The following is a 24940-nucleotide window of genomic DNA, read 5'->3' as shown; positions in this document are numbered from 1 at the left end:
CCGTCCTCATTTGAAGCGGATAGTCGGGTTGATGACCGCGTACAGCACGTCCACCACCAGATTGATGACGATGAACTCCAGCGAGAACAACAGCACTTCCGCCTGAATCACCGGATAGTCGCGCATTTCGACGGCATCGACGAGCAAGCGGCCAAGGCCCGGCCAGTTGAACACTTTCTCCACCACGATGGATCCGCCGAGCAGGAAGCCGAACTGAAGGCCCATCATCGTGACGACGGGAATCATCGCGTTACGCAGACAGTGCTTCACGATGACGATCGGCTCATGCACGCCCTTCGCGCGTGCGGTTCGCACGAAGTCCTCGCCGAGCACTTCGACGAACGAAGCGCGCGTGAAGCGCGCCATCACGGCGGCCACCGCCGCGCCGAGCGTGAGCGATGGAAGCACGTAGCTTTGCCACGTGCCATCGCCGACGATGGGCAGCCAGCCCAGCTTCACCGAGAAGATCTCCATCAACAGCATGCCGAGCGCGAACGCCGGAAACGAAATGCCCGACACGGCGAGCGTCATGCCGAGCCGGTCGGGCCACTGATTGCGCCACACCGCCGACACGATGCCGATGCTCATGCCGAACACGACCGCCCACACCATGCTTGCGAGCGTGAGCCACAGAGTCGGCATGAAACGCTCCGCGATTTCCGTGCTCACGGGGCGCTTGCTTCGCGTGGACCTGCCGAAGTCGAAGTGCACGACCTTGCCGAAGAAGCTCACCAGTTGTTGCGGCAGCGGCTTGTCGAGGCCCAGGTCCGCGCGCACGAGCGCCACCGTTGCTTCGTCCGCCTCGGCACCGGCCGCGAGCCGCGCCGGGTCGCCCGGCAACAGATGCACGAACATGAAGACCAGCACCGCGACGATGAAAAGCGTCGGCAGCAGCCCGAGCAGGCGTTTGGCAAGGAAGTTGAGCATCGTGGCCCTTACTTGATGGCGATCTCGTCGAAATTGAACGAGCCGTCGGGCATCACGTACGCGCCGGATAGCCGCTTGCTGCGCGCATACACGACCTTTTCGGTGACGAGGAAAATCCACGGCGCATCGGCCCAGATGCGCTTTTGCGCGTCGGCATAGAGCGCGGCCTTCTCGTTGCGGTCCGTGGTGGCGAGCGCCTTTTGCAGATCGGCATCGACGTTATCGTTCTTGTAGTACGCCGTGTTCGCGAGCTTCGGCGGGAACGATGCGCTCGACAGCAACGGCGAGATGGCCCAGTCCGCTTCGCCCGTCGAGGACGACCAGCCGATGTAATACATGCGCACCGGAGCCGTCGCAGGATCGGGTGCGCTGTCCACGCGCTGCACACGCTGCCCGGCTTCGAGCGCCTCCACCGACGCCTTCACGCCCACTTGCGCCAGTTGCTGCTGCACGAACTGGATGATCTTCTGCGCGGTCGTGTAGTTGTAGCCGGACCAGAGCGTGGTTTCGAAACCGTTCGGATAGCCAGCTTCCTTCAACAGTTCGCGGGCCTTCGCGGGATCGTATTTCCACGGGCCGGTCTTCGTCGCATAGTCCACGCCCGGCGGCACGACCCCTTCGGCCGGCACCGCATAGCCCGCGAATGCGACCTTCACGAGCGCCTCTTTGTTGATCGCGTAGTTGAGCGCCTCGCGCACCTTCGCATTATCGAAGGGCTTCTGCAGCATGTTCATGCTGATGTAACGCTGGATGATGGAAGGCGCTGCGATCAGATCCACCTTCGGGCTCGACTTGAGGGTCGCCGCCTGCTCGAACGGAACCTGAAACGCGAAGTCCGCTTCGCCCGTTTGCATGAGCGCGGCGCGCGTGTTGTTATCGACGACCGGCTTCCAGTCGATCATGTCGATCTTCGGATAGCCCTTCTTCCAGTAGCCCGCGAACTTCTTCACTTTCAGGTCGTCGGTCTGTTTCCATTCGACGAATTCGAACGGTCCCGTGCCCACCGGATGAAACGCAATGTCCTTGCCGTACTTCTTGAGCGCGGTCGGCGAGATCATGACCGCCGATGGATGCGCAAGCACGTTGATGAACGCAGAGAACGGAATCTTGAGCGTCACCTTCACCGTGTACGGATCGACCACTTCGGTCTTGTCGATCTTGTTGAACAGGTTGTAGCGCTTCAGCTTGTTCGCCGGGTCGGTCACGCGGTCGAACACCGCTTTCACGGCTTCGGCGTTGAAGTCGGTGCCGTCGTGGAACTTCACGCCCTGGCGCAGATGAATCGTGTAGACCTTCGCGTCGGGGCTCGCCTCGAAGCTCGTCGCGAGCACGGGCTGAATCTTCATGTCCTTGTCGAAGCCGAATAGTCCCTGATAAAACGACTTGGCGACGGCTTGCGAGAGCGTGTCGTTGGCATCGTAGGGATCGAGCGTCGTGAAGGTCGAGGCGACCGCCATCACAGCGGTGCTTTGCGCATGCGCGGACACGGGACCGAGCGCGGCGAATGCAGCGAATCCGGTGAACGCACCGGCCGTTATGAGCGCGCGCAACGGTGAAGGACGAGAGGACGGCATCGTGGGACTCCTTGGCTTGACGTTATGGTTCACTGCGATGTGTTTCTGCATCCGCTCACCGGCTCACGCTAATAAGCGCCGCCGACATGATGCTCGGCGACGTAATGGCCGGGACCGACCGCGACGAGCTTCGCGACCACCGGTTCGTCGCCGAGCGGACGAATCGGGCTGGGAATCTCATCGGCGGCCAGCATGCGTTTCGCGTGACGGCGCGCGGGATCGGCGACGGGCACCGCGCTCATCAACTTCCTCGTGTACGGATGACGCGGCGCTTCGAACACTGCGGCGCGCGGCCCGATTTCGACGATTTGCCCGAGATACATCACGGCGACGCGATGGCTCACGCGCTCCACCACCGCCATGTCATGCGAAATGAAAAGATAGGCCACGCCGAGTTCGCGCTGCAAATCGAGCATCAGATTGACGATCTGCGCGCGCACGGAAACGTCGAGCGCGGAGACGGATTCATCGGCGATCACGGCTTTCGGATTGAGCGCGAGCGCCCGTGCAATGGCGATGCGCTGGCGCTGCCCGCCCGAGAATTCATGCGGATAACGCTGCGCCGCTTCGGGCGGCAAGCCCACGCGCTCCAGCAGCCAGTCGACGCGCGCCTGCGCCTCCTTGCCGCTCGCGACGCCATGCACGAGCAGGGGCTCCATCACCGAGAAGCCGACCGTGAGACGCGGATTCAGCGAGGCGAACGGGTCCTGAAAAATGAACTGGATATTGCGGCGCAGCGCCTGCAATTCGGGGCCTTGCAGCGCGCTGATGTCGCGTCCGTCGAATTCGATGGAACCGCTCTGGCTTTCGACAAGCCGCAACAGCGAGCGCCCCGTCGTCGATTTTCCGCAGCCCGATTCGCCGACGAGCGCGAGCGTTTCGCCTCGACGCAAATCGAAGCTCACGCGTTCGACCGCATGCACCGCCGCCGTCATGCGCCCGAAGAGGCCGCTTCTGACGGGAAAGCGCGTGACGAGATCGCGCACGCGCAGAATCGGCTGGCTGGTTTCATCGACGGCGGGCTGGACTTCATGCTCCACTGCCGCCGATGGCCGCAGCGCGCTCGCGTCGTCGGGCGCCACGTCTACCGGCTCGACTTCGAGAATCGGGAACTTCGCGGGCCGGTCCGTGCCGCGCATCGCGCCGAGCGTCGGCACGGCAGCGAGCAAAGCTTTCGTGTAGACATGCTTCGGCGTACCAAACAATGCGTCGGATCGGCCCTCTTCCACTTTCTCGCCGCGATACATCACCAGCACGCGGTCCGCTACTTCCGCCACGACCCCCATGTCATGCGTGATGAAGATCACCGCCATGTTCATTTCGTCCTGTAAGCCGCGCACGAGTTGCAGAATCTGCGCCTGAATGGTCACGTCGAGCGCGGTGGTCGGTTCATCGGCGATGAGGAGCGCGGGCTTGCAGGAAAGCGCCATTGCAATCATCACGCGCTGGCGCATGCCGCCCGACAATTGATGCGGATAGCGCGCGAACACGCGGCGCGATTCGGGAATCCGCACGAGGTCGAGCAGGCGCAATGCTTCGGCGCGCGACTCGGAACGGTTCTTGTTCTGATGCAGCGCGATCGCTTCCGCGATCTGATCGCCCACGGTGAATACCGGATTGAGCGATGTCATCGGCTCCTGAAAGATCATGGCGATGTCCGCGCCGCGCACGCCGCGCATGGTCGCCGACGACGCGCGCGCGAGGTCCAACACGCGCCCGTTGCGCCGCCGGAACGCGATGCTGCCCGATGCAATGACGCCGCCGCCATGCTCGACCAGCCGCATCAGCGCGAGCGACGTCACGGACTTGCCCGAGCCCGATTCGCCAACGATCGCGAGCGTCTCGCCGCGATCCACCGTGAACGCGATGTTGCGCACGGCTTCCACCGTGCGCGAACGCGAGCGAAAAACGACGGACAAGTCGCGCACGTCGATCACGCGCGAGTCCGGCAACGTCGGCGCCGCGCTCATGAGCGGTAGATGGCCGTGACCGCCTGCTCGCCGACCCGCGCGAAGCCGCGATACATGCCTTCGGTGTTGAACGGCAGCGTGACGTTGCCGGCTGCGTCGACGGCGATCAGGCCGCCGCGTCCATCGATACGCGGCAGCTTCTTCATCACGACATCGTCCGCTGCGGCCTCGAGCGTCATTCCGCGGTACTCCATCTGGGCGGAGACGTCGTACGCCGCGAGCATACGCATGAACATTTCGCCGGTGCCCGTGGTCGACACAGCGCACGTCGCGTCGTTCGCGTAGCAGCCCGCGCCGATCAACGGCGCATCGCCGACGCGGCCCGCCTGTTTGTTCGTCATGCCGCCCGTGGATGTCGCCGCCGCTAGATGACCCTGCGCATCCAGCGCGACCGCGCCGACCGTGCCGAACTTCTTCGCCGGATCGATCGGATCGTCCTCGCCTGTCTCTTGTGCGACGCGTGTCGCGGCGTCGTGATCCAGCAGCGTGCCCGACGCGCCGCGCGCACTGAGCCACTGCTGATACCGCGCGTCGGTATGAAAGTACGACGGATCGACGAATTCCAGTCCCTGCGCCTCTGCGAACGCCTCCGCGCCCGCAGCGGTGAACATCACGTGCTCGCTCACGTCCAGCACGCGGCGCGCGGCGAGCACGGGGTTCCTCACGCGCGTCACGCAGCAGACCGCGCCGGCGTCGAGCGTCGCGCCATCCATGATGGACGCGTCGAGTTCATGGGTGCCTGCCGCCGTGAACACCGCGCCGTGGCCTGCGTTGAAGAGCGGACAGTCTTCGAGCAGACGCACGGCCTCGGTCACGGCATCGAGCGCGCTGCCGCCGTCGGCGAGCACGCGCTGGCCGGCGCGCAGAATGTCGCCGAGCGCCGCGTGATAGCGCGCTTCGGCGTCGGTGCTCATGGCCGAGCGCAGGATCGTGCCCGCGCCGCCGTGAATGGCGATGACTGGAATGGCGCTCATGTTTCGCGCGGCTCCGTGTGAGGGTGTCGCTTGGCGGATGCGCGACGCGGCGCGTGCGCGGGCGTGGCCGTTGGTCCGGTCGCCGCTCCGCTCAATATCGGCGGCGCGACGAGCCAGGGCAGCACGAATTCGGTGAGGCCCGATGCGGCTTCCACCGAGCGTTTTGCGCGGTGCGCGACCGCGTCGCAGAGTGCCTCGATCACGGCGAGCACCGCTGTATCGCAATTGGCGGCGAGCCTGCGCTCGGCGCGGATCGTGAGCACGAGGTCCGCGATGCACGCGAGCGGCGACGCACCGCTGTCCGTGAGCGCGACGACGCGCACGCCGCGCTGCTGCGCTTGCCGCGCGAGCGCGATGGTGTCGTCGACATAGCGCGGAAAGGCAATCGCGATGAGCACGTCTTCGGGCGATGCCGTGAACAGCCGCCGCGCCGCGTGCGACGGCCCGCCGTGGAGCGCGAGCGACTGCACGTTCGCGCAGTACGGCGTGAGGCCGTGCTCCATCAAACCCGCTAGAAACGCGCTTGCGCCGTAGCCGAGCACGAAGACGCGTTGCGCGCCGAGAATGGCGTCGACGAGCGATTCGGCCTTCGCGCTATCGACCGATGTCTGCGCGAGACGCACGTTCCCCGCCGCCTGAGCCAGCGACGCCTCGAAGACTTCGGCTCCGCTCGCAGGCGATTGCCGCGACGAGCGCAGGCGCTCGACCGGCGCGATGGTCGCCTCGAAACCGCGCACGAGCGCCTCCCGGAACGCGGGATAGCCGGAGAAACCGAGCGCCCGCGCGAAGCGGTTGGCCGTCGCGATGGACGCGCCGACGGCGTCCGCCAGCTCGTCGATCCGCATGGTCGCCGAGCGGAACAGGTTCGCCAGCACGAACGCGCCCATGCGCTGATGGATCGGCGTGAGCATCGGCATGGCGGCGGCGATGCGCGTCGAAATGAGTTCGTCGGCACTCGCGGGCGGTTCGACCGGTGGACGGCGGGACATACGCGGCGGCAGGCTGCTCGGAAGTCGCGGTGAAAGTATGTTTACCCAAAACCATCGCCGAAAAAAATTCATTTTCATCGAACTGGGGTTTCCGATAAGCGGCGAATGTCGTCCGACGCGCCGTGCGCGTTCATGCACAATACGGGACGCATCGCTTCTTCGGCTTTCATCCACGCATGAACCTCGACTGGCTTCCCGACACGCTTTCCCGCCATCTTCCGACGCAGCCGTGGGCGCAACTGCTCCTCGGGCTCGTTGCGCTCTTCGTCATCGCGGAGTTCGTGCAATGGGTCATCGCGCGTCTGCTGCTTCGGGTCGCGCATCGGCTGCTCGTCCTCGCCGGGCACGTGGCATGGGATCAGGCGTTCCTCCGGCATCGCGCGTATCACCGGCTCTGGTATGCGGCGCCGTTCGCGGTCGTGGCCATCGGCATCGGCGAAGTGCCGCATATCGGGCCGTGGGCGACGGCGGTGGCGCGGCTCGCGCACGGCGCGGCGTGGGTCTGCGTGTTTCTCGCGACCGGCAGCGCGCTTTCGGCGTGGCAGGACGTCTACGCCGCGAGCAAGGAGGCGCAGACGCGCTCCATCAAGGGCTATATCCAGATCGGCAAGCTCGCGCTCGCGCTGATCTGCTTCGTGCTGGTGCTGTCGATTCTCATCGACCGTTCGCCGCTCTGGATGCTCTCCGGGCTCGGCGCGCTGTCCGCCGTGCTGCTGCTCGTGTTCAAGGACACGCTGTTGTCGCTCGTCGCGAGCACGCAGCTCACGTCGAACGACATGTTGCGCATCGGCGACTGGATCGAGATGCCGCAAGCGTTGGCCGATGGCGCGGTGAAGGATATCGCGCTGCATACGGTCAAAGTGCAGAACTGGGACAACACCATCACGACGGTGCCTACGTACAAGCTCTTTTCTGAGAGCTATCGCAACTATCGGCACATGTTCGAATCGGGCGGACGGCGCATCAAGCGGACCATGCGTATCGACGCGCAATGCGTGCGCTTTCTCACCGATGAAGAAACGCAACGCATGATGCGATTCCGCTTGCTGCACGATTACCTGCTGCAGAAGCAGACGGAAGTGGAGCAGGCGAACCGCAATCTCGGCGACCTCGCGGCGGAACCCGCGAACCGCCGGCGGCTCACGAACATCGGCACGTTCCGCGAATACGCGCTTGCGTATCTGCAGCATCATCCGGAGATACGGCAGGACATGACAATCATGGTTCGCATGATGGAGCCGGAATCGCAAGGCATTCCGGTCGAGGTCTACTGTTTCACCGCGACGACTGCATGGACGCAATACGAGCGCATTCAGGGCGACGTCTTCGATCATCTGCTCGCGATCCTGCCCGAGATGGGTCTGCGGCTGTATCAGGCGCCTTCGGGCACCGACTTCGCGGGCGTCGCGGGACGCCTGCGCGGCGAAATGCCGACGCTTTGAGGCGCCGCGTTTTCTGCTGGAAGAATCAGGCAAGAATCGTCCAGTTTTGTGTATTCACGCAACGCGCGCCGGTCCTTACGATGTGACCATTCGCCGATGCGTCCTCGGCTTGCCCGGCGCGTACGCATCGCCTTCCATCGGGAACAAGGAAAATTCACGTGATCGATCGCGTCCATGCCATGCGTGTCTTTACGCGTGTCGTCGATACGAACAGCTTCACGCGCGCCGCCGAATCGCTCGGCATGCCGCGTGCGAGCGTCTCGACGACCGTGCAACAACTCGAAGCACTCGTCGGCGTGCAACTGCTCGCACGCACGACACGGCGCCTGAACCTGACCGTCGACGGCGCGGCCTACTACGAACGCTGCGCGCAGATTCTCGCCGACATCGACGAACTGGAATCCGGCTTCGGCGCGGTTGAAGAGCGGCTGCGCGGACGGCTGCGCGTCGAGATGCCGGATACCGTCGCGACGTCCATCGTCGTGCCCGCGCTGCCGGAATTCCACGCGCGTTATCCGCAGATCGAACTGTCGATCGGCATCGGCATTCGCAACGTCGATCTCGTCGGCGAAGGCGTCGATTGCAGCATCCAGTTGGGCGAATTGCCCGATTCGGGATTGATCGCGCGGCGGCTCGGCGTGCTCGACCAGGTGACGTGCGCAAGTCCCGCTTATCTGGAGAAGCACGGCACGCCCGCGAGCCTCGACGAACTCGCGCGGCACGTCGCGGTGAATTGCGTGCCGGAGAAAAGCGGCCGTCCCGCGGATTTCGAATTCGACGTGAACGGCAAGCCCTACACCGTGAGCATGCGCGGGTTCGTGCAGGTCGCCGACGAACACGCGTACCTCGCCTGCGGGCTCGAAGGGCTCGGCTTGATTCAGCCGCTGCGCATCGCGGCGCAGCCTTATCTGCGCTCCGGGCAGTTGCGGGAAGTGCTGCCGCAATGGAAGTCGCCGCCGCTGAAGGTGTCGGTCGCGTTTCTTAAAAGCCGGCAGGCGACGCCGCGCGTCTCGGTTTTCGTGGAATGGCTCGCGGCATTGTTCGAGCGTTCGCAACAGATGAACGACACGCTCACGAGCCTGTATCGCGCGGCGCGGCGGCGTCCCGAAGAGACCGCGGACGCCTGAGCCCCGGCCCCGCCGACCTAGCGGACGGGCGTGGCCGCGTCTTCGCCGACTACCGTGTTCCACTTGCGCACCTCCCAGCGTTCGACGAGTTTGTTCGTCACATAGGGATCATTGCGCGCGAATGCTTCGGCGGCGGCGGGCGAGTCGCCCTGAAACAGCAGCATCGCGCGATCGGCCGGCGAATCGAGCGCGCCGGCAAGCACGATTTCGCCGCGCTCGACTGCTTCCCACGCCAGTTTCAGATGCGCGTCGCGAAATTGCGCGCGGCGGTCCAGATAGTCCGCGCAAAGGTGATAAACCAGCAGATAGTGCATGTGCATGTCTCCTTGCTTGTGCTCGCACTTACGTCATAGGCCGAACGGCTATCCGATGTCTTTCTGCCCCGTTTGCGGGCAAATTTGAGATTCAATCAGAACCGTCTGATCGTCAATCGTTACAAGATGGCACATCATGCGCGGGTACTCGAATCAGGACCCTCTCATGTATCGCGATCAACCTCCCTGCAACACCTGCGCGAAGCACGATTGCCGCTCTTGCGCGTGGACCTCGCCGCTCGACGCATCGTATCGCAGATTCATCCACGCCCAATCCGTTTTGTCGCTGGTCGCCGTCGCCGCGCGCAACCTCGACGCTGCCGCCGCGAGACCGGTCTGGTTCAAGCTTGCGAAAGCGCGCCTCGCGCGGATTTTTTCGGATTCGTCCGCGCGTTCGCGCTGAAAACGAACTGTCAAGCGTTGCAAACGCCATCTTTAATTGAGTGGCGTGCGTGCGGCACTTATGTAAAGAAATATCCCAGCATCTTTTCAGGATACCTGCACATATAGAATGCGCACGTCATTGCGCCCGCGCTCGGCGTCACAGGAAAAGGATAGGCAGTCGATGAGTATCAATCTGGTTCAGGCGGTCAACACCGCGATCTCCAGCGAGATTGCGGAACAGCTATCGCAGAAGTTCGGCATTCCTGCGCAGATCGTGCAGCAACTGGCCGCGCGCACCGCGCCGGGACTCGTTGCGGCGGTCATGGACCGGTCGGCGCTCGCCGACGGCGCGCGTTCCGTGTATTCCGTCATCATGTCGCCCGAGGCGAACGCCTTCGTGAGCGAGCAGTTGCGAAACGTCATCACGACGACCGCCGGGCTGAAGCACCTCGAAACATCCGGTCATCTGCTCGCCTCCCGCGCGACGGGCCAGCGCATCGATGCGCTGACCGACGCGGTATCGGCCGAGACGGGCGTGCCGGTACAGGCCACGTCCGCGCTCGCGGGCATGTTGTCGGCCATCATGTTCGGCATTCTCAAGCATCACTTTCTGCTCTCGCAGGCAAACCTGTCGCAGTTGCCGGGCTTGCTGCGCGACCAGATCGGCGAAATGCGCGCATCGCTCACGCATAACGCAGCGAGCGCCATCGGCCTGGGCAACGTGGATGGTTTCGTGAGCAGCATCGGCGCGCGGCTGGACGCAGTCGGATCGACGCTGGATTTCGGCGATGAACCCGCCATGCCTGCTGCGGCCGGCGTAAGCCACGCTGCCCCGGCGCTGGCGCGAAACACGGCTCCGGTGGTCGCACCGCCGCCCCCGCCCGCGCCGCCGGCACCGCCCCCTGCACCGACGGCGACGAAATCCGCACCCATGCGCGCTCCGGTGCGCAAGCCGGCGCCGAAGCGGTCCAATAAGGCGGTCTGGCTGCTTTTCGCGGTGCTCGCGGCGATTCTCGCGCTCGTGTACTACCGCGGCTTCACGCACAACCCGAGCGTCGATCTCAGTTCGAACGCGGAAACGACCCCGGTGGCGACCGTCGCGCAGCCGGCCTCGCAAGCCGCGGCGTCGATCGATACGGCGTCGACTGCCATCGCTGCTTCGTCGGCCATCGCCAGTTCCAGCGCCGAAACCAGCGCGCCGGCTGCGGCAGCGAAGGACGCGCAACTGGTGTTTTCCGTCAACGAGGCAGGCGTCCCGTCGATTGAGGCGACCGTCGGCAGTGAGGCGGAAAAGCAGCAGCTGATTCAGACGCTCGATCGCCGCTTCGGCAAGGGCTATAGCGCGGACGTCTCGGTGGCGGCAGGTACGCCCCCGGCCCCGTGGCTCTCGCGACTGAAAGAGCTGACGCCGCTCATGGCGGTGCCGGGCGCCGAGGCGAAGCTCATCGGCTCGAAAGTGGAATTGAGCGGCGCGGCCGCCGACGCCAAGCTCGGATGGACCGACCGCCTGAAGAACTCGCTCGGCGGCATGTTCCAGGTCAGCGCGTTCGACGTCGACAGCGCGGTGGCGAGCGCCACGCAGTCGTTTCGCAGCGCGATGAAGACGCTCCTCGCCACCGACGACGCCTGTTCCGGCCAGAAGCTCACGTCGGTGCTGGACCTGCAAGTGGTCAACTTCGGCCGTTCGAGCGCCACGGTGCCGGAAGGCGCGGCCGCGACGCTCGGCGAAACAGCGCAGCTCCTGAAGAATTGCGCGGCGAAGGGCTCGATGGTGAACCTGGAAATCGCCGGGTATTCGGACGGCGTAGGCGCACCGCCCGCGAAGCTCGAAATGTCGAAAGAGCGCGCGCAAGCCGTTCGCGCTTTCCTCGTCAAGAACGGCGTGCCGCCGCAGTCGCTCGCCGCGACGGGCTACGGCGACGCGAATCCCGTAGCCGACAATGCGACCGCGAGCGGACGCTTCGCGAATCGTCGAATCGAATTCGTCGTCAAGTAAGAAACGTCCGCTTCACGCCGAAATAGAAATGCCATCACGTTCGCGTGATGGCATTTTCTTTTGACAGCGAGCACGGCGAGCGCGCCGCCCGTTCAGTTCGGCTTCGCGAAGTCGTTCTCGGCCCACCGCTCCGCGCTCGCCTTGTTCAGCTTGAACGCGGGCGAGACGCGCACATGCGCCAGTTGGCCGCCGAATGGATCGATCGCCCTCAGATCGGCGTACGGATCGTCGTCGTCGGGAACGATGTCGAGCGTGACCGTGATCTCCTCGCCGCGCACGTCGATGGTGACGTTCTTGTGCAGCATCGCGTGACGCTGCTGCTCATGGCGGCGCAGCACTTCCGACGCCGTCTTGACCAGCGTGCGAAACGCGGCCGCGTCGAGCGGCTTCGGGTTCTTTTTGTCGCGGCCCATCGTCCACGGACCGACGAGCGCAGGCTCGGCCTCGCCCGCCTGAATCATCTCGACGGCCCAGCCGTCGTCATCTTCGTTCTTGATGACGCGAGCGGTCCAGCCGTCGTCGCGCCAGAGCCGGTCTTCGTGGAGTGGGTCGTCGGTGGAAGGGAGTGCGGAGTCGGTCATCGTCCAGTGCTGTTTCCGTGCGTGAAGCAATGAGACGAATTCTACCGCGCCGTCATGCGTGGCATCCGGCGTGCTATCCGCTTTAGCCGAACGGCCTATGCCGCGCGCAACGGCCGGTGCCATACTCAAATGCTACCGGCCGTGCTACTTTGAAAGACCGGGCAACGCCCGGACGCTATCTGCTAACACGCAGCAAATCACGTCAAGGAGCAACCGCATGCTTGCATTCATCGGTACTTTGATCGTCGGACTGGTCGTCGGTCTGATCGCACGCGCCATCAAGCCGGGCGACGACAGCATGGGCTGGATCATGACCATCGTGCTCGGCATTGCTGGATCGCTGATCGCGGGCTACGTGGGCCGGGCGCTCGGCTGGTATCAGCCGGGACAGCCCGCAGGATGGATCGCCTCGGTCATCGGCGCGATCATCCTGCTCTTCATTTATGAGATGGTCCGCAGGCGCCGCGTTTGACGCGCTTGCGTCACGTGCGATAAGGCGCGCCTCGTCGATTCCGGCGAGGCGTCGTCTTATCCGGACAGCGTATCGAACGCGATCTCCTCGCCGTTCCGCACCACGCGATTCCGCAGCGCGCCGCCGAGCCAGTACGCGAGTTCGGCTGGCCGGTTGATTCGCCAGGCCACGAAATCGGCCGTCTTCCCCGCTTCCAGCGAACCGTGCGTGTCCTTCAGGCCGAGTGCCTGCGCCGCGTGAACCGTGACGCCGGCGAGCGCCTCTTCCGGCGTCAGCCGAAAAAGCGTGCAGCCCATGTTCAACATCATGCGCAGCGACAGCGCCGGCGACGTGCCCGGGTTCAGATCGCTCGCGAGCGCAATCGGCACGCCGTGCCGGCGCAGCGCATCGACGGGCGGCATTTGCGTTTCGCGCAGCATATAAAACGCGCCGGGCAGCAGCACGGCGACGGTGCCGGCGCGCGCCATCGCAATGGCGTCGTCCTCCGTCATATATTCAAGATGATCCGCCGATAACGCCTGATAGCCCGCCGCGAGCGTCGCGCCGCGCAGCGACGACAACTGCTCCGCATGCAGCTTCACCGGCACGCCGAGCGCACGCGCCGTCCGGAAGACGCGCTCCACTTGCTGCGGCGAGAACGCGAGCTGCTCGCAGAAGGCGTCGACGGCATCGACGAGATGTTCCTCAACCAGCGCCGGCAGCATGGTTTCGCAGACGTAGGCGATGTAGTCGTCCGCCCGCCCCGCATACTCGGGCGGCAGCGCATGCGCCGCGAGGCACGTCGCGCGCACGGTGAGCGGCAGCGCGCTGGCGAGTCGCCGGGCCACGCGCAGCATCTTGCGTTCGTTCGCCAGATCGAGACCGTAGCCGGATTTGACTTCGAGCGTCGTCACGCCGTCGCGCATGAGGGCCAGCGCGCGGGACCGCGCCGCGTGGAACAGCGCGTCCTCGCTCGCTTCGCGCGTCGCCCGGACCGTGCTCGCGATGCCGCCGCCGCGCGCCGCGATTTCCGCGTAGCTCGCGCCTTCGAGACGCGCCTCGAATTCGGCGCTGCGCTCGCCGCCGAAAACGAGATGCGTATGGCAATCGATCAGCCCCGGCGTCACCCACGCGCCGCCGAGCTCGACGCGCGCGCAATCGCTCGCGCGCGGCGCGTCGGCACGCGCACCGATCCACTCGATGCGCCCGCCGTCCGTCACGATCGCCGCGTCTTCGATGACCGAATACTTGCCGCCTGTCATCGTTGCCGCATGGCAGTGATGCCAGAGCGTGCTCATCGCGGGAACATCGGCAGGTCGAGGTTTTGCTCGCGCGCGCAGTCGATTGCGATGTCATAGCCCGCGTCCGCGTGGCGCATGACACCCGTTGCCGGATCGTTATGCAGCACGCGAGCGATGCGCGCGTCGGCTTCGCGGCTGCCGTCGCAGACGATCACCACGCCCGCGTGCTGCGAAAAGCCCATCCCGACGCCCCCGCCGTGGTGAATCGACACCCACGTCGCGCCGCTCGCCGTGTTCAGCAGCGCGTTCAGAAGCGGCCAGTCGGAGACGGCGTCGGAGCCGTCCTTCATCGCTTCAGTCTCGCGATTCGGACTCGCGACCGACCCCGAATCGAGATGATCGCGCCCGATCACGACCGGCGCCGACAGCTCGCCGTTGCGCACCATTTCGTTGAACGCAAGGCCGAGCTTCGCGCGCTGGCCCAGTCCGACCCAGCAGATGCGCGCCGGCAAGCCCTGAAAGCGGATGCGCTCGCGCGCCATGTCGAGCCAGCGGTGCAGATGCGCGTCGTCGGCGATCAATTCCTTGACCTTCGCGTCCGTCTTGTAGATGTCCTCGGGATCGCCCGACAGCGCCGCCCAGCGGAACGGCCCGACGCCGCGGCAGAACAGCGGCCTGATATACGCGGGCACGAATCCGGGGAAATCGAACGCGTTCGCGACGCCTTCGTCCTTGGCCATCTGGCGGATGTTGTTGCCGTAGTCGAACGTCGGCACGCCCTGTCCGCGGAATGCGAGCATTGCGCGCACGTGTTCCGCCATCGACTGCTTCGCGGCCTTGACGGTCGCCGCCGGATCGCTTTGCGCGCGATCGCGGTACTGCGTCCAGGTCCAGCCTCGCGGCAAGTAGCCGTTCAGCGGATCGTGGGCGCTCGTCTGATCCGTGACCATATCCGGGCGCACGCCGCGCCGGACCAGTTCGGGCAGCACGTCAGCGGCGTTCGCGCACAACGCCACCGACACCGCGCGGCCCTCGGACGTGTAGCGGGCGATACGCGCGAGCGCATCGTCGAGATCGCTGGCTTGTTCATCGACATAACGCGTTTTCAGGCGAAAGTCGATGCGGCTTTGCTGGCATTCGATGGTCAGCGAGCACGCGCCCGCGAGCGTCGCGGCGAGCGGCTGCGCGCCGCCCATGCCGCCGAGTCCGGCTGTGAGCACCCAGCGCCCCTTGAGATCGCCGCCGTAATGCTGCCGCCCGGCTTCGACGAACGTCTCATACGTGCCCTGCACGATGCCCTGACTGCCGATATAGATCCAGCTTCCCGCCGTCATCTGGCCGTACATGGCGAGACCTTTCGCGTCGAGCGCGTTGAAGTGCTCCCAATTCGCCCAGTGCGGCACCAGATTCGAATTCGCGATCAGCACGCGCGGCGCGTTCTCGTGCGTGCGAAATACGCCGACCGGCTTGCCCGATTGAATCAGCAGCGTCTCGTCGGCTTCCAGGCGCTTGAGCGTCTCGACAATCTTGTCGTAGCACGCCCAGTCGCGCGCCGCCCGCCCGATGCCGCCGTATACGACGAGTTCGTTCGGATTCTCGGCGACGTCCGGGTCCAGATTGTTCATCAACATGCGCAGCGGCGCTTCGGTCAGCCAGCTTTTGGCGTTGAGCTCGCTGCCGCGCGGCGCGCGGATCTGGGTATCGCGGAAACGGGAAGATGACGTCACGGTGGCTCCTGCGCACGGGCATTGAGTGGTTCACCGCATGTTCTTGTATATACAACTTCGGTTGTATTGGGGTATTCCCGATGCCGTGGTACGCGGGCGAAACGTGTCTTGTATAGACATGAGAGGCGCGGTCGCTCAACTTGCACTAGGTGCCGGCGCACGACCGCTGATTCCCGCGTTACGAATGAAACCGAGGAAATCGCAAGACGCTTTCGAATTAGATAGCCACTTTTTGTCCGCGCATTTTGGCCGGTTATGGTTGGATGCCTTCACTTCAATCTCATTTATATTCGACGCAACCATGAGCACATTCGAAGCTTTTCACGAAATCGTCACAGACGATAATGCGCCGCAAATCATTCGCGGTCACGTCGTCGATGCCCTTCAATATGCGCTTCGAAATCACGCGGGCTATTTCACGCGCAAAGAATTGCAATGGCTCGCGCAATGGGACGACACGCGCATTCCCATTGCGGCGGAAAAGATTTTGAATGAGATGAAGGCGGCGTGACGCCGGCCGCCAAAACGCGCTGATTATCAGTGCGTGTTCACGGCGCGGGTGCGCCGCTCGAAGTCGATCGCAATGGCCTGCGCCGGCTCCGACAAACACTGCACGAAGCTGACGACTTCCGGATCCTTCACGAAACTCGCGGCCGAACGCGCCGTCAGGATCGCCGAGCTGTCCTGCGGCCGCGCGACGAGGAAGCCCTGCACGTAATCGACGCCGATTTCCTGCAACGCGCGCAGCGTATCGATGTCCTCGACCCATTCCGCCACGCTACGCATGCCGAGATTGCGGGCCAGCGCGACGATGGCCTCGACGATCGCGATATCCGCCGGATGCTCGCACATGGAGCGCACGAATTCGCCGTCGATCTTGAGCGCATCCGCCGACAGCGACTTCAGGTACTTGAACGACGTGTAGCCCGCGCCGAAGTCATCGAGCGCGATCTTGCCGCCCATTTCGTGAACGCGCGCGATGAAACGCTGCGTGTTCTCCAGGTCATGCAGGGCGACGCTCTCGGTGATCTCGAGGCACAGATAATGGACGACGGACTGATGCCGCGCGAAGAGCGCGAAGATGTCCTCCATAAACTGCTCGTCGTTGAGCGAGCCGCCGGACAGATTCACGCAGATGAACTGCGTGTTCTTCAACTCGTGGCGATGCGCCTCGATCCATTCGAGCAGCGTGGTAATCACCCAGCGGTCGATGGCCGCGATATTGCCCGATTCCTCCGCCGCGACGATAACCTTGCCAGCCGGCAGCGTCGTGCCGTCGGGTGCGCGCATGCGCAGCAGCACTTCGAAGTTGAGCGACTCGTTGGGCGCGCGCAGCGACATGATCGGCTGCATCACGAGGAACAAGCCGGGCGGAAGGCGATTGCGGCCGAGCGTTTCGACGAGCTTCAACTCCTCCGCGCGCTCCTCGAACGCCGCTGCGCCCTTGCGATACGTGACCAGATGCGTGTGCGCGACTTTCTTGGCCTCGCGGCAGGCGCGGTCGGCATGCGAAAGCGCGTCCTGCACGCGCACGCCCTGCGAACATTCCACGAGCCCGATCGAAGCCTTCACCTGAAACGCGCGATTGCCGACCTGATACGGCGCGTCGCTGAGAATGGAGATGAGCTCGCGGCATTGCGCGATGGCGTCCTCGATCGATGTGTCGTTCATCACGCACACGAACTCGTCGCCGCCGATGCGGCCGACCGGATAGCTGCGCGCGAAATGCGCTCGCGTGCGCGCGGCGACTTGCCGCAAGACTTCGTCGCCGCTGCGGTGGCCGAAGAGATCGTTGACGAGCTTGAAGCGGTCAAGATCGACGTACGCCAGCGCCCACGGCAGCGATTCCTCGTTCTGCGCGGCGATGGCCTTTTCCACGCCGCGGCGGTTCAGCGAGCCGGTGAGCGGGTCGTGCTCGGCGAGAAAGCGCAATCGCTCGACGGCTTTCGAACGTTCGGTCGTGTCCTGCAACGAACCTTCGATCCACCCGTTCGAGCGAATGGCTTTCAGCAAGTAGCGCCGCTCGCCGGTGCCGCGTTCGACGGAACCGCTCATTTCGAGTTCGCCGTCGCTGCCCTTCGACGCCAGCGCCTGCAACGCGCCCCACGCGCCCGGCTCGAAGTAATCGTGCCAGTGACGCAGCTTGTATTCGGCCTTTTGCAGATCGAGCATGGCGCGCAAGGCGGGATTGGCGCGCACGAAGTGGCCGTTTTCATCGAGCGTGAAGAGGCCGATAGGCGTGACTTCGTACGTGTTGCGCAGTTCCATCTGCGCTTGCCGGCGGAAGTCGCGCTCGGCGCGCATCTGTTCGGCAATGGCGAACGCCGCCATCATGCTCGACGACAGCGCGGCCATGACCGTGTTCACGCCACCCAGCAGCACCTTGAGGCCGAAGGCCGCGCCAAGCACTTCCGAGAAGGTGGCGAAAAGCACGATCGCGAGCGATGCGACGTACCACAGCACGGTCCGCGAACGGGCCATCCACACGAGGCGCACGAGGAAGAACACCAGCACGCCGATGCCGAAGCCCGCCGTGATCCACAGCGTCGGGATGAACAGCGAGTAAGGCAGCGCGAGCGCCGCGGCGAGCAGCACGATGCCCACGTATTGAATGACCCGCAGCAGCCATCGATAACCGACCACCCGCAGCTCACGACGGAACAATTGCGTGAAGAGCGCGGCGGTCAGCAGATAGTAGGCGGCGAACGTGATCTGCCGCAGCGGCATCATGAAGTCCGACGGCAGCACGCGGCCGAGCCACTGCATGTCCCAGCCCATCGCGTTCGCGCAGAGCCGCAGATTGCCGACGAGCCATACCGCGAAGATCACGTAAGTCCACTCGCGATTGATGAGCGCCGTGACGAAGACGAAGACGGCGAGCGTCAGAAGGCCGCCCGCGATCAGCCCGGAGCTTTCCTGAAAGTCGAGCGCGGAACTGCGCAGCCCTTGCCAACTCCACGCGGACGCGTCGATTTGCGCGGGCCCGGAATACGTGCCGCGGCAGAGAATGGTTTCGGGTTGCGCGAGGCGTCCCGCCTGAATAAAGAAGCCCGCCTTCACCGGATGCATCTGGCCGCTCACCGAATCGCGGTCGGCGCGGCCGAGCGGCCGCAGCGTCGCGGCGTCCCAGCAGGCAAGCGTTTGCGCATGACGCGACGGTAATTCGACAGCGGTCGTCAGCTCGTCGGGCATGCTGGGCGCGGTGAACGTGAACCAGACGGGCTTTTCGGAGAGATGCGTGCCGTAACGCGAGACCGGCGCGGCGCCGCGCAGCGCGGCGAGTGCTTCGGCCGGACGCAGTTGATCGCCTTCGTCGGCGAGGACGCGCAGTGGAAGCGCAATGGCCCCGCGCGACTCGTACTGGCGAGGCAGAAAGTAAAGCGTCGCAATGGTGCCGAGCGCGATGAGAAACGGCACGGCGTAGACGGCGACCGCGTACAGCGCGTCGTCGATCCACGAACCGCTTCGTTTGAATCTCGATAAGGAAGCTGGAATAACCGACGCCATACCTGGACAACCCCCGTTCACGCCGCCAGCGCCCCGCCGCGCTGGCATTGGCGAACAGCGGGACGGTAATCCGCCACCGCTGCCTTTTGGCCAACCGGACCGCGCCGGGGTCCGGTTAATTGCTTTTTACCTTCTTTGGTGCACGTCTGAAACGGCCGTGCCATTAACGGCCGTAAGCCATCAACGGTGCCTCCGGGCATCCTACCGGTTCCCAATCAAAAGATAAATCGACAGATTGCAAATCGATGTCCGGGTGATGCGTGTTCACCATATAGTTGAATAACGGATGACGCGCTTCTTCCCAACGCTGCCGCGCGACAGCCACTTCTTTCGCCAGCACTCGGTGCGGTAAACCACCGACATGCGACATCGGCAGATATTCGTTAACACCGAAGACATCGCGGAAAAGCATCGCCTCGTATTCGCGGTCGAGCGGCGAACGCGCGGTGATGACCATCCAGTCGATCTCGTGCATCTCGCAGAACATCCACAACGCCTTGCACAGCGCCACCTTCACCACGCGCCCGACCATGCCGCCCGCGACACCCAGCCGCGTCGCTTCGGCGAGACGGCGCGTCGCGAGGTGCTCCGGCAGCACGATCGACTGCTCGACCGCGAGCGGTCCATACGCGTTGGTCTGAATGCGCATGGTGCCGAGCGGCGCGCCGTCGAGTTTCGATTCGGCGAGCAGCACGGCCGTGCCCGGATCGCGGTCGGAATGCTCGACGGCCATTCTCTCGGCGAACTCCGGCAAATGCCGTCCGTAAGCCGAACGTCGAATGCTCACGGCTTTTTTCAGTCCCTCTTCGTCGCGGACGATACGAATAGTAAACGGCATGCGCTCGGATTTCTGAAGCGAGGGCACCACCGTGAGCGTCGGGCGAAGCGCGCTGTCGATTTGATTTGCTTGGTTGACGGCGGCGTGATTGGCAAGATCCAGACGTTCCATTTTGTTAAACCCCATTTTCTCGGCGATTAGGAAGTGCCGCGCGACGAGGGCTGGTTGGTAGGTAGGACCCTCATGCGGCGTGTCGAGCCTCTCACGAAGTCAAATAACGGGGTGCGCGCTTGCCGCTGTTCGAGAGCAAAATTCGGGCTATATGACTGGAGGAAACCTTCTAATAACGATTTATTTACCGGTAGGCGGCGCCATTCGAATAAGCATCTGCCGTACGGGAATAACCGTGCACGAAAATGGTGAACCAAACGAGGGCAGGCCAGGACTTAACCCCGCGCGAGAGGCAATTCGAAGAATAGCCGTCTATGACGAAATAAGACATCACTCTTAAGTAGTCGCGAAATAGAAAGTCACCGGCGGAAACGTTTGCGCTTCGCAACTATCACTAAACACGCGCCGCCAAGAGAAAACGCGGATGCGGCCGGAGCCGGCATCCGCGTTTCTCGCGCACGAAGACTGCGGCTGTCAGTCTTCTTCGTCGAGCCAGGGAATATCCACGTCCGTGATGAACGCGACCATTGCGAGCGGCCGCCCTTCCTGCCGGCCGAGGTTGCCGTCCGCGCGCTGCCATTCGCAGCGGAACACCGTGCCCGGCGTGTCGGCGAGGAGCGTGACGGTGCGGATCTCGTCCGGATCGTTCTCCTCCACCGGGCCGTCGAGCGAGACGAGCAGTTGCTGCGGCCACACGCCATCGGCGGGATCGTAGATCTTGTCGCCATCGTGGATGACGACGTGCGCCTCGACGCCGATGGTCGCCGATGCCTCCACGATCATCTTGCCGAGCGCGCGCAGCACCGCGGTGGCGCGGCCCGAGTTGGCCTGACGGATGGCGAGATCACCGCGTGTCAGCGCCTGCTCGAGTTTGGGATTGGTTTTCTGTTGCGCCATCGATGTCTCTCTGAAGTTCGAATGCAGCGTTCGACGAGCCGCGCGCCAGGTAAGTTGCAGCGCGATCGTATCACCGCACCATCAAAGATAGGTCGCGGGACGTGGACCGGCAAATCGGAAGCGGCTCCCGCGCGCCCCGGACGGCGCGCTCAAGTTCGCCATCCGACCGCCGATAACGTGTTCATCCCATCTCTCGTTCGCATCGCCGCCGTGCTGCCGTTCTCCGATCTGTGTGCCATCCCGTGCATGTCTGCGTCCGCGTTCCGTGACGACCGCGCGCCGCGCGAACGCGTGGCCTGCTGATGCGACGCGCCGAAGTCGTCGACGGCATCGCGCTCTCGACGCACGTCCAGCCCATCTTCAGCCTGTCGCATCAACGTGAAATCGGCTACGAGGCGCTCCTGCGCGGGAGGAAGGAAGCAAGCGGCACCGAGCCGCCCGGCGATGAACCGCTGCTCGGCCCATTCGATCTCTTCGGCCGCGCGATCGTCGCGGGCACCGTCGCCGAGCTGGATCGTCAGAGCCATCTCACGCATCTGCGCAGCGCCGCCGCCTTTCTGCCCGCCGCGCAATGGCTCTTCGTCAACATGAACCCGGCAACGTTCACGCACACGGGCTACGCGCGAGAGTTCGCGGCCCGCACGCGCGATGCCGGGCTCGCGCCCGAACAGCTGGTGATCGAAGTGCTGGAATCGGGCGGGACGGACGTCGAACGCATCGCCGGCGCGACGCGTGCGTTTCGCGCGGAAGGCTTTCTCGTCGCGGTCGATGACTTCGGCGCGGGTCACTCCAACGTCGACCGGCTGCTGACCATGCGCCCGGACATCGTCAAGCTGGACCGCAGTCTCGTGCGCGTGCAAAGCGGCCCGAAACGCGCGCACCTGAGCGATTGGGTGCTGCCGAAACTTGTCGATCTGCTGCATCAGTCGGGCATGTTCGTGGTGGCCGAAGGCATTGAGACGCGCGAGGATTTGCTGCTCGCCGCGCGGGCCAACGTCGATTTCGTGCAAGGCTATCTGCTCGGCAGGCCGTGCGAAGGGCTCGCGCCGGGCGGCGCGGCCACCGCGCTGATCGAAGAGGCTTTCGACACGCTCGCGCAGACGCGCCGCAGCGAGCGCCTGACGCGTGATCTGTTGCTCATGCCGTACCGCGCAGGTCTCGCGCAGGCGGCGCGGCGTCTCGCGGGCGGCGCGAGCGGCGAGTCCGCGTGCGCCGAGATTCTGTCGCTGCCGAGCACGGTGAGCTGCTTCTTTCTGGACGAAGCCGGCCGCGAGTTCATGCCCGCCCTGCCCGGCGCCTGCGCGAAGCGCCGCAGCGAGCGGTTCGCGCCGATCGCGGACCCCTCGCGCGGCCGCTGGGACAACCGCACCTATTTCGTCGATGCCTGCGCGCAGCCGCAGCAGATCATCACGTCCGCGCCGTATCTTTCGGTGACGGGCACGTCGCTGTGCGTCACGCTCGCCATCGCGACGCGGCGCGGCGAACGGACCGTCGTCGCGGGCGTGGACCTGGACTGGCGGCGGCTCGCCGAAACCGAACGCACGCCGCTGCCCTGACCGCCGACCCGCTTGGGCGTTACGCGCGGCGGATCGCTTCAGCAAGCGCCTCTGCGCCCGCGCGCAGCGCCGTCACATTGCCGGGCTCGAAAGTCCAGTGTCCCGCGCCGCTCACGACGGCCAGTTCCGCGCCCGGCCAGTGCGCCGCCAGTTCGACCGCCTGATCCGCCGGACACACCATGTCGAAGCGCCCGTGCACGATGCGGCACGGCAGATGCGCGACGCGCGCGACCCGCGGCAACAGCGGCTGGGGCGGCAACTCGTGCGCCATGTAGTGACGTTCGAGCAGCGCCATCGAAACCGCGGCGGCGTTGGCTTCGGCGCTCGGCCGCTTGTCTTCGTCGGCGGGCTCGGTGGCGGGCTTGTTGACGACCGACAGGGTCGTCTCGTACAGCGTCCAGGCTCGCGCGAGCCGCGCGCCGGCCTCGTCGAAGCGCGCGAGCGGCGCCTCGGTCAGCGTCAGGATCTCCGGTGCGTTCACCGGGCGCTGGCCGCAGGCGGCTTCGATCGCGTCCAGAAATGCGCGGTGCGCCTCCGGAAATACGCGACGCACGTCCCACAGGAACCAGTCGATGTCCTCCCGGCGCGCGAGAAACACGCCACGCAGCAAAAAGCCCGTGCAGCGTTCCGGATGCGTGACCCCGTATGCGAGGCCGAGCGTCGTGCCCCATGAACCGCCGAAGATCGCCCATCGCTCGATGGAGAGCGCGACGCGCAGCCGTTCCATGTCGCCGACGAGCGCGTGGATACCGTTGTGCTCGAGCTTGCCGAACGGCTTGGACTTGCCGCAGCCGCGCTGATCGAAGAACACGACGCGCCACGCCTGCGCGCCGAGCACTTCCGCCCATTTCACGTTCATCGCGCCGCCGGGGCCGCCGTGCACGACGAGCATCGCGGGCGCATCGCGCGGGCCTTGCGCGCGCCAGTAGATCGAATGTCCGTCGCCGACGTCGAGCATGCCCTCGTCGAAATTCACCGGCACTGCTTCCATCGCGTCTTTCCCGAAAGTGTTGAACGGCGACCATTGTTGCATCCGCGGCAGCGCGGCGCATGAAAGCTTCCGAAAGTGCGATGCGCTATGCTTCTGCCCTTACCCGCCTTTCACTCCGATACCTTGCCAAGCCCGATGCGCCGCACTCTCGTCAAGTGGCTCTTCGCTACCTATCTGCTCGGCAGCGGCACGCTCTGGTCGATCCTGATCCTGCCGCTCTTCCCGTTCGTCGGCCGCAACGGGCGCTACTGGCTCGCGAAGCTCTGGTGCCGCGCAATGGTCGCGATGATGCGCGTCATCGCCGGCGTGACGTGTTCGGTCGAAGGGCTCGAGCATCTGCCGGACGGACCGTGCATCATCCTCGCCCGGCACGAATCGACGTGGGAGACGCTCGCTTTCATGGCGCTCTTTCCGCGCCGCATCAGTTTCGTGTTCAAGCGCGAACTGATGAAGATTCCGTTTTTCGGCTGGGTGCTGCGCGGACTCGACATGGTGAGCCTCGATCGCGGCTCGATCCGGCAGGCGCATCAGGCGGTCACGCGCGAATGCGCCGCGCGGCTCAAAAAGGGCGATGCGGTCGTCATCTTTCCGGAAGGCACGCGCGTGCCGCACGATGCGCCGCTCAAACTCGCGTCGGGCGGCGTGCGGCTCGCCTGCGCGACCAAGGTGCCGGTGGTGCCGGTCGTCCACGACGCCGGGAAGGTGTGGCCCGCGAAGGGTTGGCCGGACCACGGCGGCCATATTCGCGTGATCGTCACGCCGGCGCTGCCGCTGGATTGCGAGATTCCGCAGGAATTGAACCGGCTCGCGCAGACGCAAATGGACGAAGCGCTCGCCGAACTGCGTCAATAGAGCGGCCGCTTCTTCGCGGCGCACAGCCGGTTCACGGCCGAGAGCAGCGTTTCCGTGTCTACCGGCTTGCGCAGGTAGCCGTCGTAGCTCACGAACGCCGGCGGGTTCGGATGCCCCGAAATCATCAGAAACGGAATGTGCGCGAGCGACGCGTCGTTCTTCATCGTCTGACAGAGCAGCGCGCCGCCCAAGCCCGGCATCATCCAGTCGGACACGACGATATCCACCGCCTGCTCGCCCAGGATCGATAACGCCCGGTTGCCGTCGAACGCGGACAAGACGTTGCAATCCTCACCTTGCATGCACAGGGTCCAGGCTTCGATAGTGGTCGGATCGTCGTCGACGAGAAGTACGGTCTTCATGGTGCGAACGGTGCGGGCACGGGTTGGACGCTTGAACGGGGCCGGGCGGCAACGAGTGGTTGACCGTGAACGTTTGCTCTCGATGCCGCGAGCACGCCATTTCCGCCCTTTCGTCATAGTATTTTGTTC

21 protein-coding genes are annotated in these 24940 nt (G+C 64.8%); 7 read left to right on the top strand and 14 right to left on the bottom strand.

Annotated elements, in window-relative coordinates:
• Positions 1 to 6 precede the first annotated feature (6 nt).
• The 5 genes from gsiC to GV035_RS07645 form a co-directional block, all read right to left on the bottom strand.
• A complete protein-coding gene (gene gsiC / locus GV035_RS07665; protein WP_159834354.1) occupies positions 7 to 927 on the bottom strand; it encodes a glutathione ABC transporter permease GsiC in 921 nt (306 codons plus the stop codon).
• A gap of 8 nt (positions 928 to 935) precedes the next feature.
• Positions 936 to 2501 (bottom strand): glutathione ABC transporter substrate-binding protein GsiB, encoded by a 1566-nt coding sequence (gene gsiB, locus GV035_RS07660; protein WP_159834353.1) that lies wholly within the window; start codon positions 2499 to 2501, stop codon positions 936 to 938.
• Between the two features lie 68 nt (positions 2502 to 2569).
• Positions 2570 to 4471: a dipeptide ABC transporter ATP-binding protein gene (locus GV035_RS07655; protein WP_159834352.1), complete on the bottom strand. Its 1902-nt coding sequence runs from the start codon at positions 4469 to 4471 to the stop codon at positions 2570 to 2572.
• Positions 4468 to 5445: an isoaspartyl peptidase/L-asparaginase family protein gene (locus tag GV035_RS07650; protein ID WP_159834351.1), complete on the bottom strand. Its 978-nt coding sequence runs from the start codon at positions 5443 to 5445 to the stop codon at positions 4468 to 4470. The genes GV035_RS07655 and GV035_RS07650 overlap by 4 nt, the downstream gene beginning before the upstream one ends.
• Positions 5442 to 6434 (bottom strand): MurR/RpiR family transcriptional regulator, encoded by a 993-nt coding sequence (locus GV035_RS07645; RefSeq protein WP_159834350.1) that lies wholly within the window; start codon positions 6432 to 6434, stop codon positions 5442 to 5444. Before GV035_RS07645 ends, GV035_RS07650 begins: the two co-directional genes overlap by 4 nt.
• Before the next feature lie 176 nt (positions 6435 to 6610).
• On the opposite strand from GV035_RS07645, the gene GV035_RS07640 reads away from it, so the two are divergent.
• Together GV035_RS07640 and GV035_RS07635 are read left to right on the top strand one after the other, a co-directional pair.
• Positions 6611 to 7876 (top strand): mechanosensitive ion channel family protein, encoded by a 1266-nt coding sequence (locus tag GV035_RS07640; RefSeq protein WP_159835025.1) that lies wholly within the window; start codon positions 6611 to 6613, stop codon positions 7874 to 7876.
• A 158-nt stretch (positions 7877 to 8034) separates the two neighbouring features.
• The gene (locus GV035_RS07635; RefSeq protein WP_159834349.1) at positions 8035 to 9003 is read left to right on the top strand and encodes a LysR family transcriptional regulator; all 969 of its coding nucleotides are present in this window, start codon (positions 8035 to 8037) and stop codon (positions 9001 to 9003) included.
• 17 nt (positions 9004 to 9020) lie between these two features.
• Here the strand turns inward: GV035_RS07635 and GV035_RS07630 are convergent, their stop codons facing one another.
• The gene (locus GV035_RS07630) at positions 9021 to 9317 is read right to left on the bottom strand and encodes a YciI-like protein (RefSeq protein ID WP_159834348.1); all 297 of its coding nucleotides are present in this window, start codon (positions 9315 to 9317) and stop codon (positions 9021 to 9023) included.
• Positions 9318 to 9882: 565 nt separating this feature from the next.
• Between GV035_RS07630 and GV035_RS07625 the strand changes: the two genes are divergently transcribed.
• Positions 9883 to 11697, top strand: a complete 1815-nt coding sequence (locus tag GV035_RS07625; RefSeq protein ID WP_159834347.1) for an OmpA family protein — start codon at positions 9883 to 9885, stop codon at positions 11695 to 11697.
• Positions 11698 to 11789: 92 nt separating this feature from the next.
• Here the strand turns inward: GV035_RS07625 and GV035_RS07620 are convergent, their stop codons facing one another.
• Complete coding sequence (locus GV035_RS07620) at positions 11790 to 12278, bottom strand: hypothetical protein (protein ID WP_159834346.1); 489 nt, start codon at positions 12276 to 12278, stop codon at positions 11790 to 11792.
• A 217-nt stretch (positions 12279 to 12495) separates the two neighbouring features.
• Between GV035_RS07620 and GV035_RS07615 the strand changes: the two genes are divergently transcribed.
• Positions 12496 to 12750, top strand: coding sequence for a GlsB/YeaQ/YmgE family stress response membrane protein (locus GV035_RS07615; protein WP_159834345.1), 255 nt, complete (start codon positions 12496 to 12498; stop codon positions 12748 to 12750).
• A gap of 56 nt (positions 12751 to 12806) precedes the next feature.
• Here the strand turns inward: GV035_RS07615 and hutI are convergent, their stop codons facing one another.
• Together hutI and hutU are read right to left on the bottom strand one after the other, a co-directional pair.
• Positions 12807 to 14027: an imidazolonepropionase gene (gene hutI / locus GV035_RS07610; protein ID WP_159834344.1), complete on the bottom strand. Its 1221-nt coding sequence runs from the start codon at positions 14025 to 14027 to the stop codon at positions 12807 to 12809.
• Positions 14024 to 15697 carry a urocanate hydratase gene (hutU, locus tag GV035_RS07605; RefSeq protein ID WP_159834343.1) on the bottom strand — a complete coding sequence of 558 codons (1674 nt, stop codon included), beginning with the start codon at positions 15695 to 15697 and terminating at the stop codon, positions 14024 to 14026. Before hutU ends, hutI begins: the two co-directional genes overlap by 4 nt.
• Positions 15698 to 15998: 301 nt before the next feature.
• Here hutU and GV035_RS07600 point away from each other — a divergent pair, with 301 nt between their 5' ends.
• Entirely contained in the window at positions 15999 to 16208 is a 210-nt protein-coding gene (locus tag GV035_RS07600; protein WP_159835024.1) for a hypothetical protein, read from the top strand.
• 26 nt (positions 16209 to 16234) lie between these two features.
• On the opposite strand, the gene GV035_RS07595 is transcribed toward GV035_RS07600, so the two are convergent.
• From GV035_RS07595 to GV035_RS07585, 3 genes are all read right to left on the bottom strand, one after another.
• Positions 16235 to 19204: an EAL domain-containing protein gene (locus tag GV035_RS07595; protein WP_159834342.1), complete on the bottom strand. Its 2970-nt coding sequence runs from the start codon at positions 19202 to 19204 to the stop codon at positions 16235 to 16237.
• A gap of 163 nt (positions 19205 to 19367) precedes the next feature.
• Positions 19368 to 20153, bottom strand: a complete 786-nt coding sequence (locus tag GV035_RS07590) for an N-acyl amino acid synthase FeeM domain-containing protein (RefSeq protein ID WP_159834341.1) — start codon at positions 20151 to 20153, stop codon at positions 19368 to 19370.
• Positions 20154 to 20627: 474 nt separating this feature from the next.
• Positions 20628 to 21050 carry a hypothetical protein gene (locus GV035_RS07585; RefSeq protein WP_159834340.1) on the bottom strand — a complete coding sequence of 141 codons (423 nt, stop codon included), beginning with the start codon at positions 21048 to 21050 and terminating at the stop codon, positions 20628 to 20630.
• A 302-nt stretch (positions 21051 to 21352) separates the two neighbouring features.
• Here GV035_RS07585 and GV035_RS07580 point away from each other — a divergent pair, with 302 nt between their 5' ends.
• Positions 21353 to 22606 carry an EAL domain-containing protein gene (locus tag GV035_RS07580; RefSeq protein ID WP_159834339.1) on the top strand — a complete coding sequence of 418 codons (1254 nt, stop codon included), beginning with the start codon at positions 21353 to 21355 and terminating at the stop codon, positions 22604 to 22606.
• Between the two features lie 19 nt (positions 22607 to 22625).
• On the opposite strand, the gene GV035_RS07575 is transcribed toward GV035_RS07580, so the two are convergent.
• Complete coding sequence (locus GV035_RS07575; RefSeq protein WP_159834338.1) at positions 22626 to 23597, bottom strand: alpha/beta fold hydrolase; 972 nt, start codon at positions 23595 to 23597, stop codon at positions 22626 to 22628.
• 135 nt (positions 23598 to 23732) lie between these two features.
• Between GV035_RS07575 and GV035_RS07570 the strand changes: the two genes are divergently transcribed.
• Positions 23733 to 24449 (top strand): lysophospholipid acyltransferase family protein, encoded by a 717-nt coding sequence (locus GV035_RS07570; protein ID WP_159834337.1) that lies wholly within the window; start codon positions 23733 to 23735, stop codon positions 24447 to 24449.
• On the opposite strand, the gene GV035_RS07565 is transcribed toward GV035_RS07570, so the two are convergent.
• On the bottom strand, positions 24443 to 24811 hold the full coding sequence (locus tag GV035_RS07565) for a response regulator (protein ID WP_159834336.1): 369 nt from the start codon (positions 24809 to 24811) through the stop codon (positions 24443 to 24445). The genes GV035_RS07570 and GV035_RS07565 overlap by 7 nt on opposite strands.
• Positions 24812 to 24940: the final 129 nt, after the last annotated feature.

It is taken from the genome of Burkholderia sp. 8Y, from assembly GCF_902506145.1.
Taxonomy (GTDB): domain Bacteria; phylum Pseudomonadota; class Gammaproteobacteria; order Burkholderiales; family Burkholderiaceae; genus Caballeronia.
This window is presented reverse-complemented; position numbering and strand designations above follow the sequence as displayed.

Coding starts and splice junctions, on each gene's coding strand:
- gsiC (WP_159834354.1), bottom strand. CDS start 927: ATGCTCAACTTCCTTGCCAAACGCCTGCTCGGGCTGCTGCCGACGCTT.
- gsiB (WP_159834353.1), bottom strand. CDS start 2,501: ATGCCGTCCTCTCGTCCTTCACCGTTGCGCGCGCTCATAACGGCCGGT.
- GV035_RS07655 (WP_159834352.1), bottom strand. CDS start 4,471: ATGAGCGCGGCGCCGACGTTGCCGGACTCGCGCGTGATCGACGTGCGC.
- GV035_RS07650 (WP_159834351.1), bottom strand. CDS start 5,445: ATGAGCGCCATTCCAGTCATCGCCATTCACGGCGGCGCGGGCACGATC.
- GV035_RS07645 (WP_159834350.1), bottom strand. CDS start 6,434: ATGTCCCGCCGTCCACCGGTCGAACCGCCCGCGAGTGCCGACGAACTC.
- GV035_RS07640 (WP_159835025.1), top strand. CDS start 6,611: ATGAACCTCGACTGGCTTCCCGACACGCTTTCCCGCCATCTTCCGACG.
- GV035_RS07630 (WP_159834348.1), bottom strand. CDS start 9,317: ATGCACTATCTGCTGGTTTATCACCTTTGCGCGGACTATCTGGACCGC.
- GV035_RS07625 (WP_159834347.1), top strand. CDS start 9,883: ATGAGTATCAATCTGGTTCAGGCGGTCAACACCGCGATCTCCAGCGAG.
- GV035_RS07620 (WP_159834346.1), bottom strand. CDS start 12,278: ATGACCGACTCCGCACTCCCTTCCACCGACGACCCACTCCACGAAGAC.
- GV035_RS07615 (WP_159834345.1), top strand. CDS start 12,496: ATGCTTGCATTCATCGGTACTTTGATCGTCGGACTGGTCGTCGGTCTG.
- hutI (WP_159834344.1), bottom strand. CDS start 14,027: ATGAGCACGCTCTGGCATCACTGCCATGCGGCAACGATGACAGGCGGC.
- GV035_RS07600 (WP_159835024.1), top strand. CDS start 15,999: ATGAGCACATTCGAAGCTTTTCACGAAATCGTCACAGACGATAATGCG.
- GV035_RS07595 (WP_159834342.1), bottom strand. CDS start 19,204: ATGGCGTCGGTTATTCCAGCTTCCTTATCGAGATTCAAACGAAGCGGT.
- GV035_RS07590 (WP_159834341.1), bottom strand. CDS start 20,153: ATGGAACGTCTGGATCTTGCCAATCACGCCGCCGTCAACCAAGCAAAT.
- GV035_RS07585 (WP_159834340.1), bottom strand. CDS start 21,050: ATGGCGCAACAGAAAACCAATCCCAAACTCGAGCAGGCGCTGACACGC.
- GV035_RS07580 (WP_159834339.1), top strand. CDS start 21,353: ATGCGACGCGCCGAAGTCGTCGACGGCATCGCGCTCTCGACGCACGTC.
- GV035_RS07575 (WP_159834338.1), bottom strand. CDS start 23,597: ATGGAAGCAGTGCCGGTGAATTTCGACGAGGGCATGCTCGACGTCGGC.
- GV035_RS07570 (WP_159834337.1), top strand. CDS start 23,733: ATGCGCCGCACTCTCGTCAAGTGGCTCTTCGCTACCTATCTGCTCGGC.
- GV035_RS07565 (WP_159834336.1), bottom strand. CDS start 24,811: ATGAAGACCGTACTTCTCGTCGACGACGATCCGACCACTATCGAAGCC.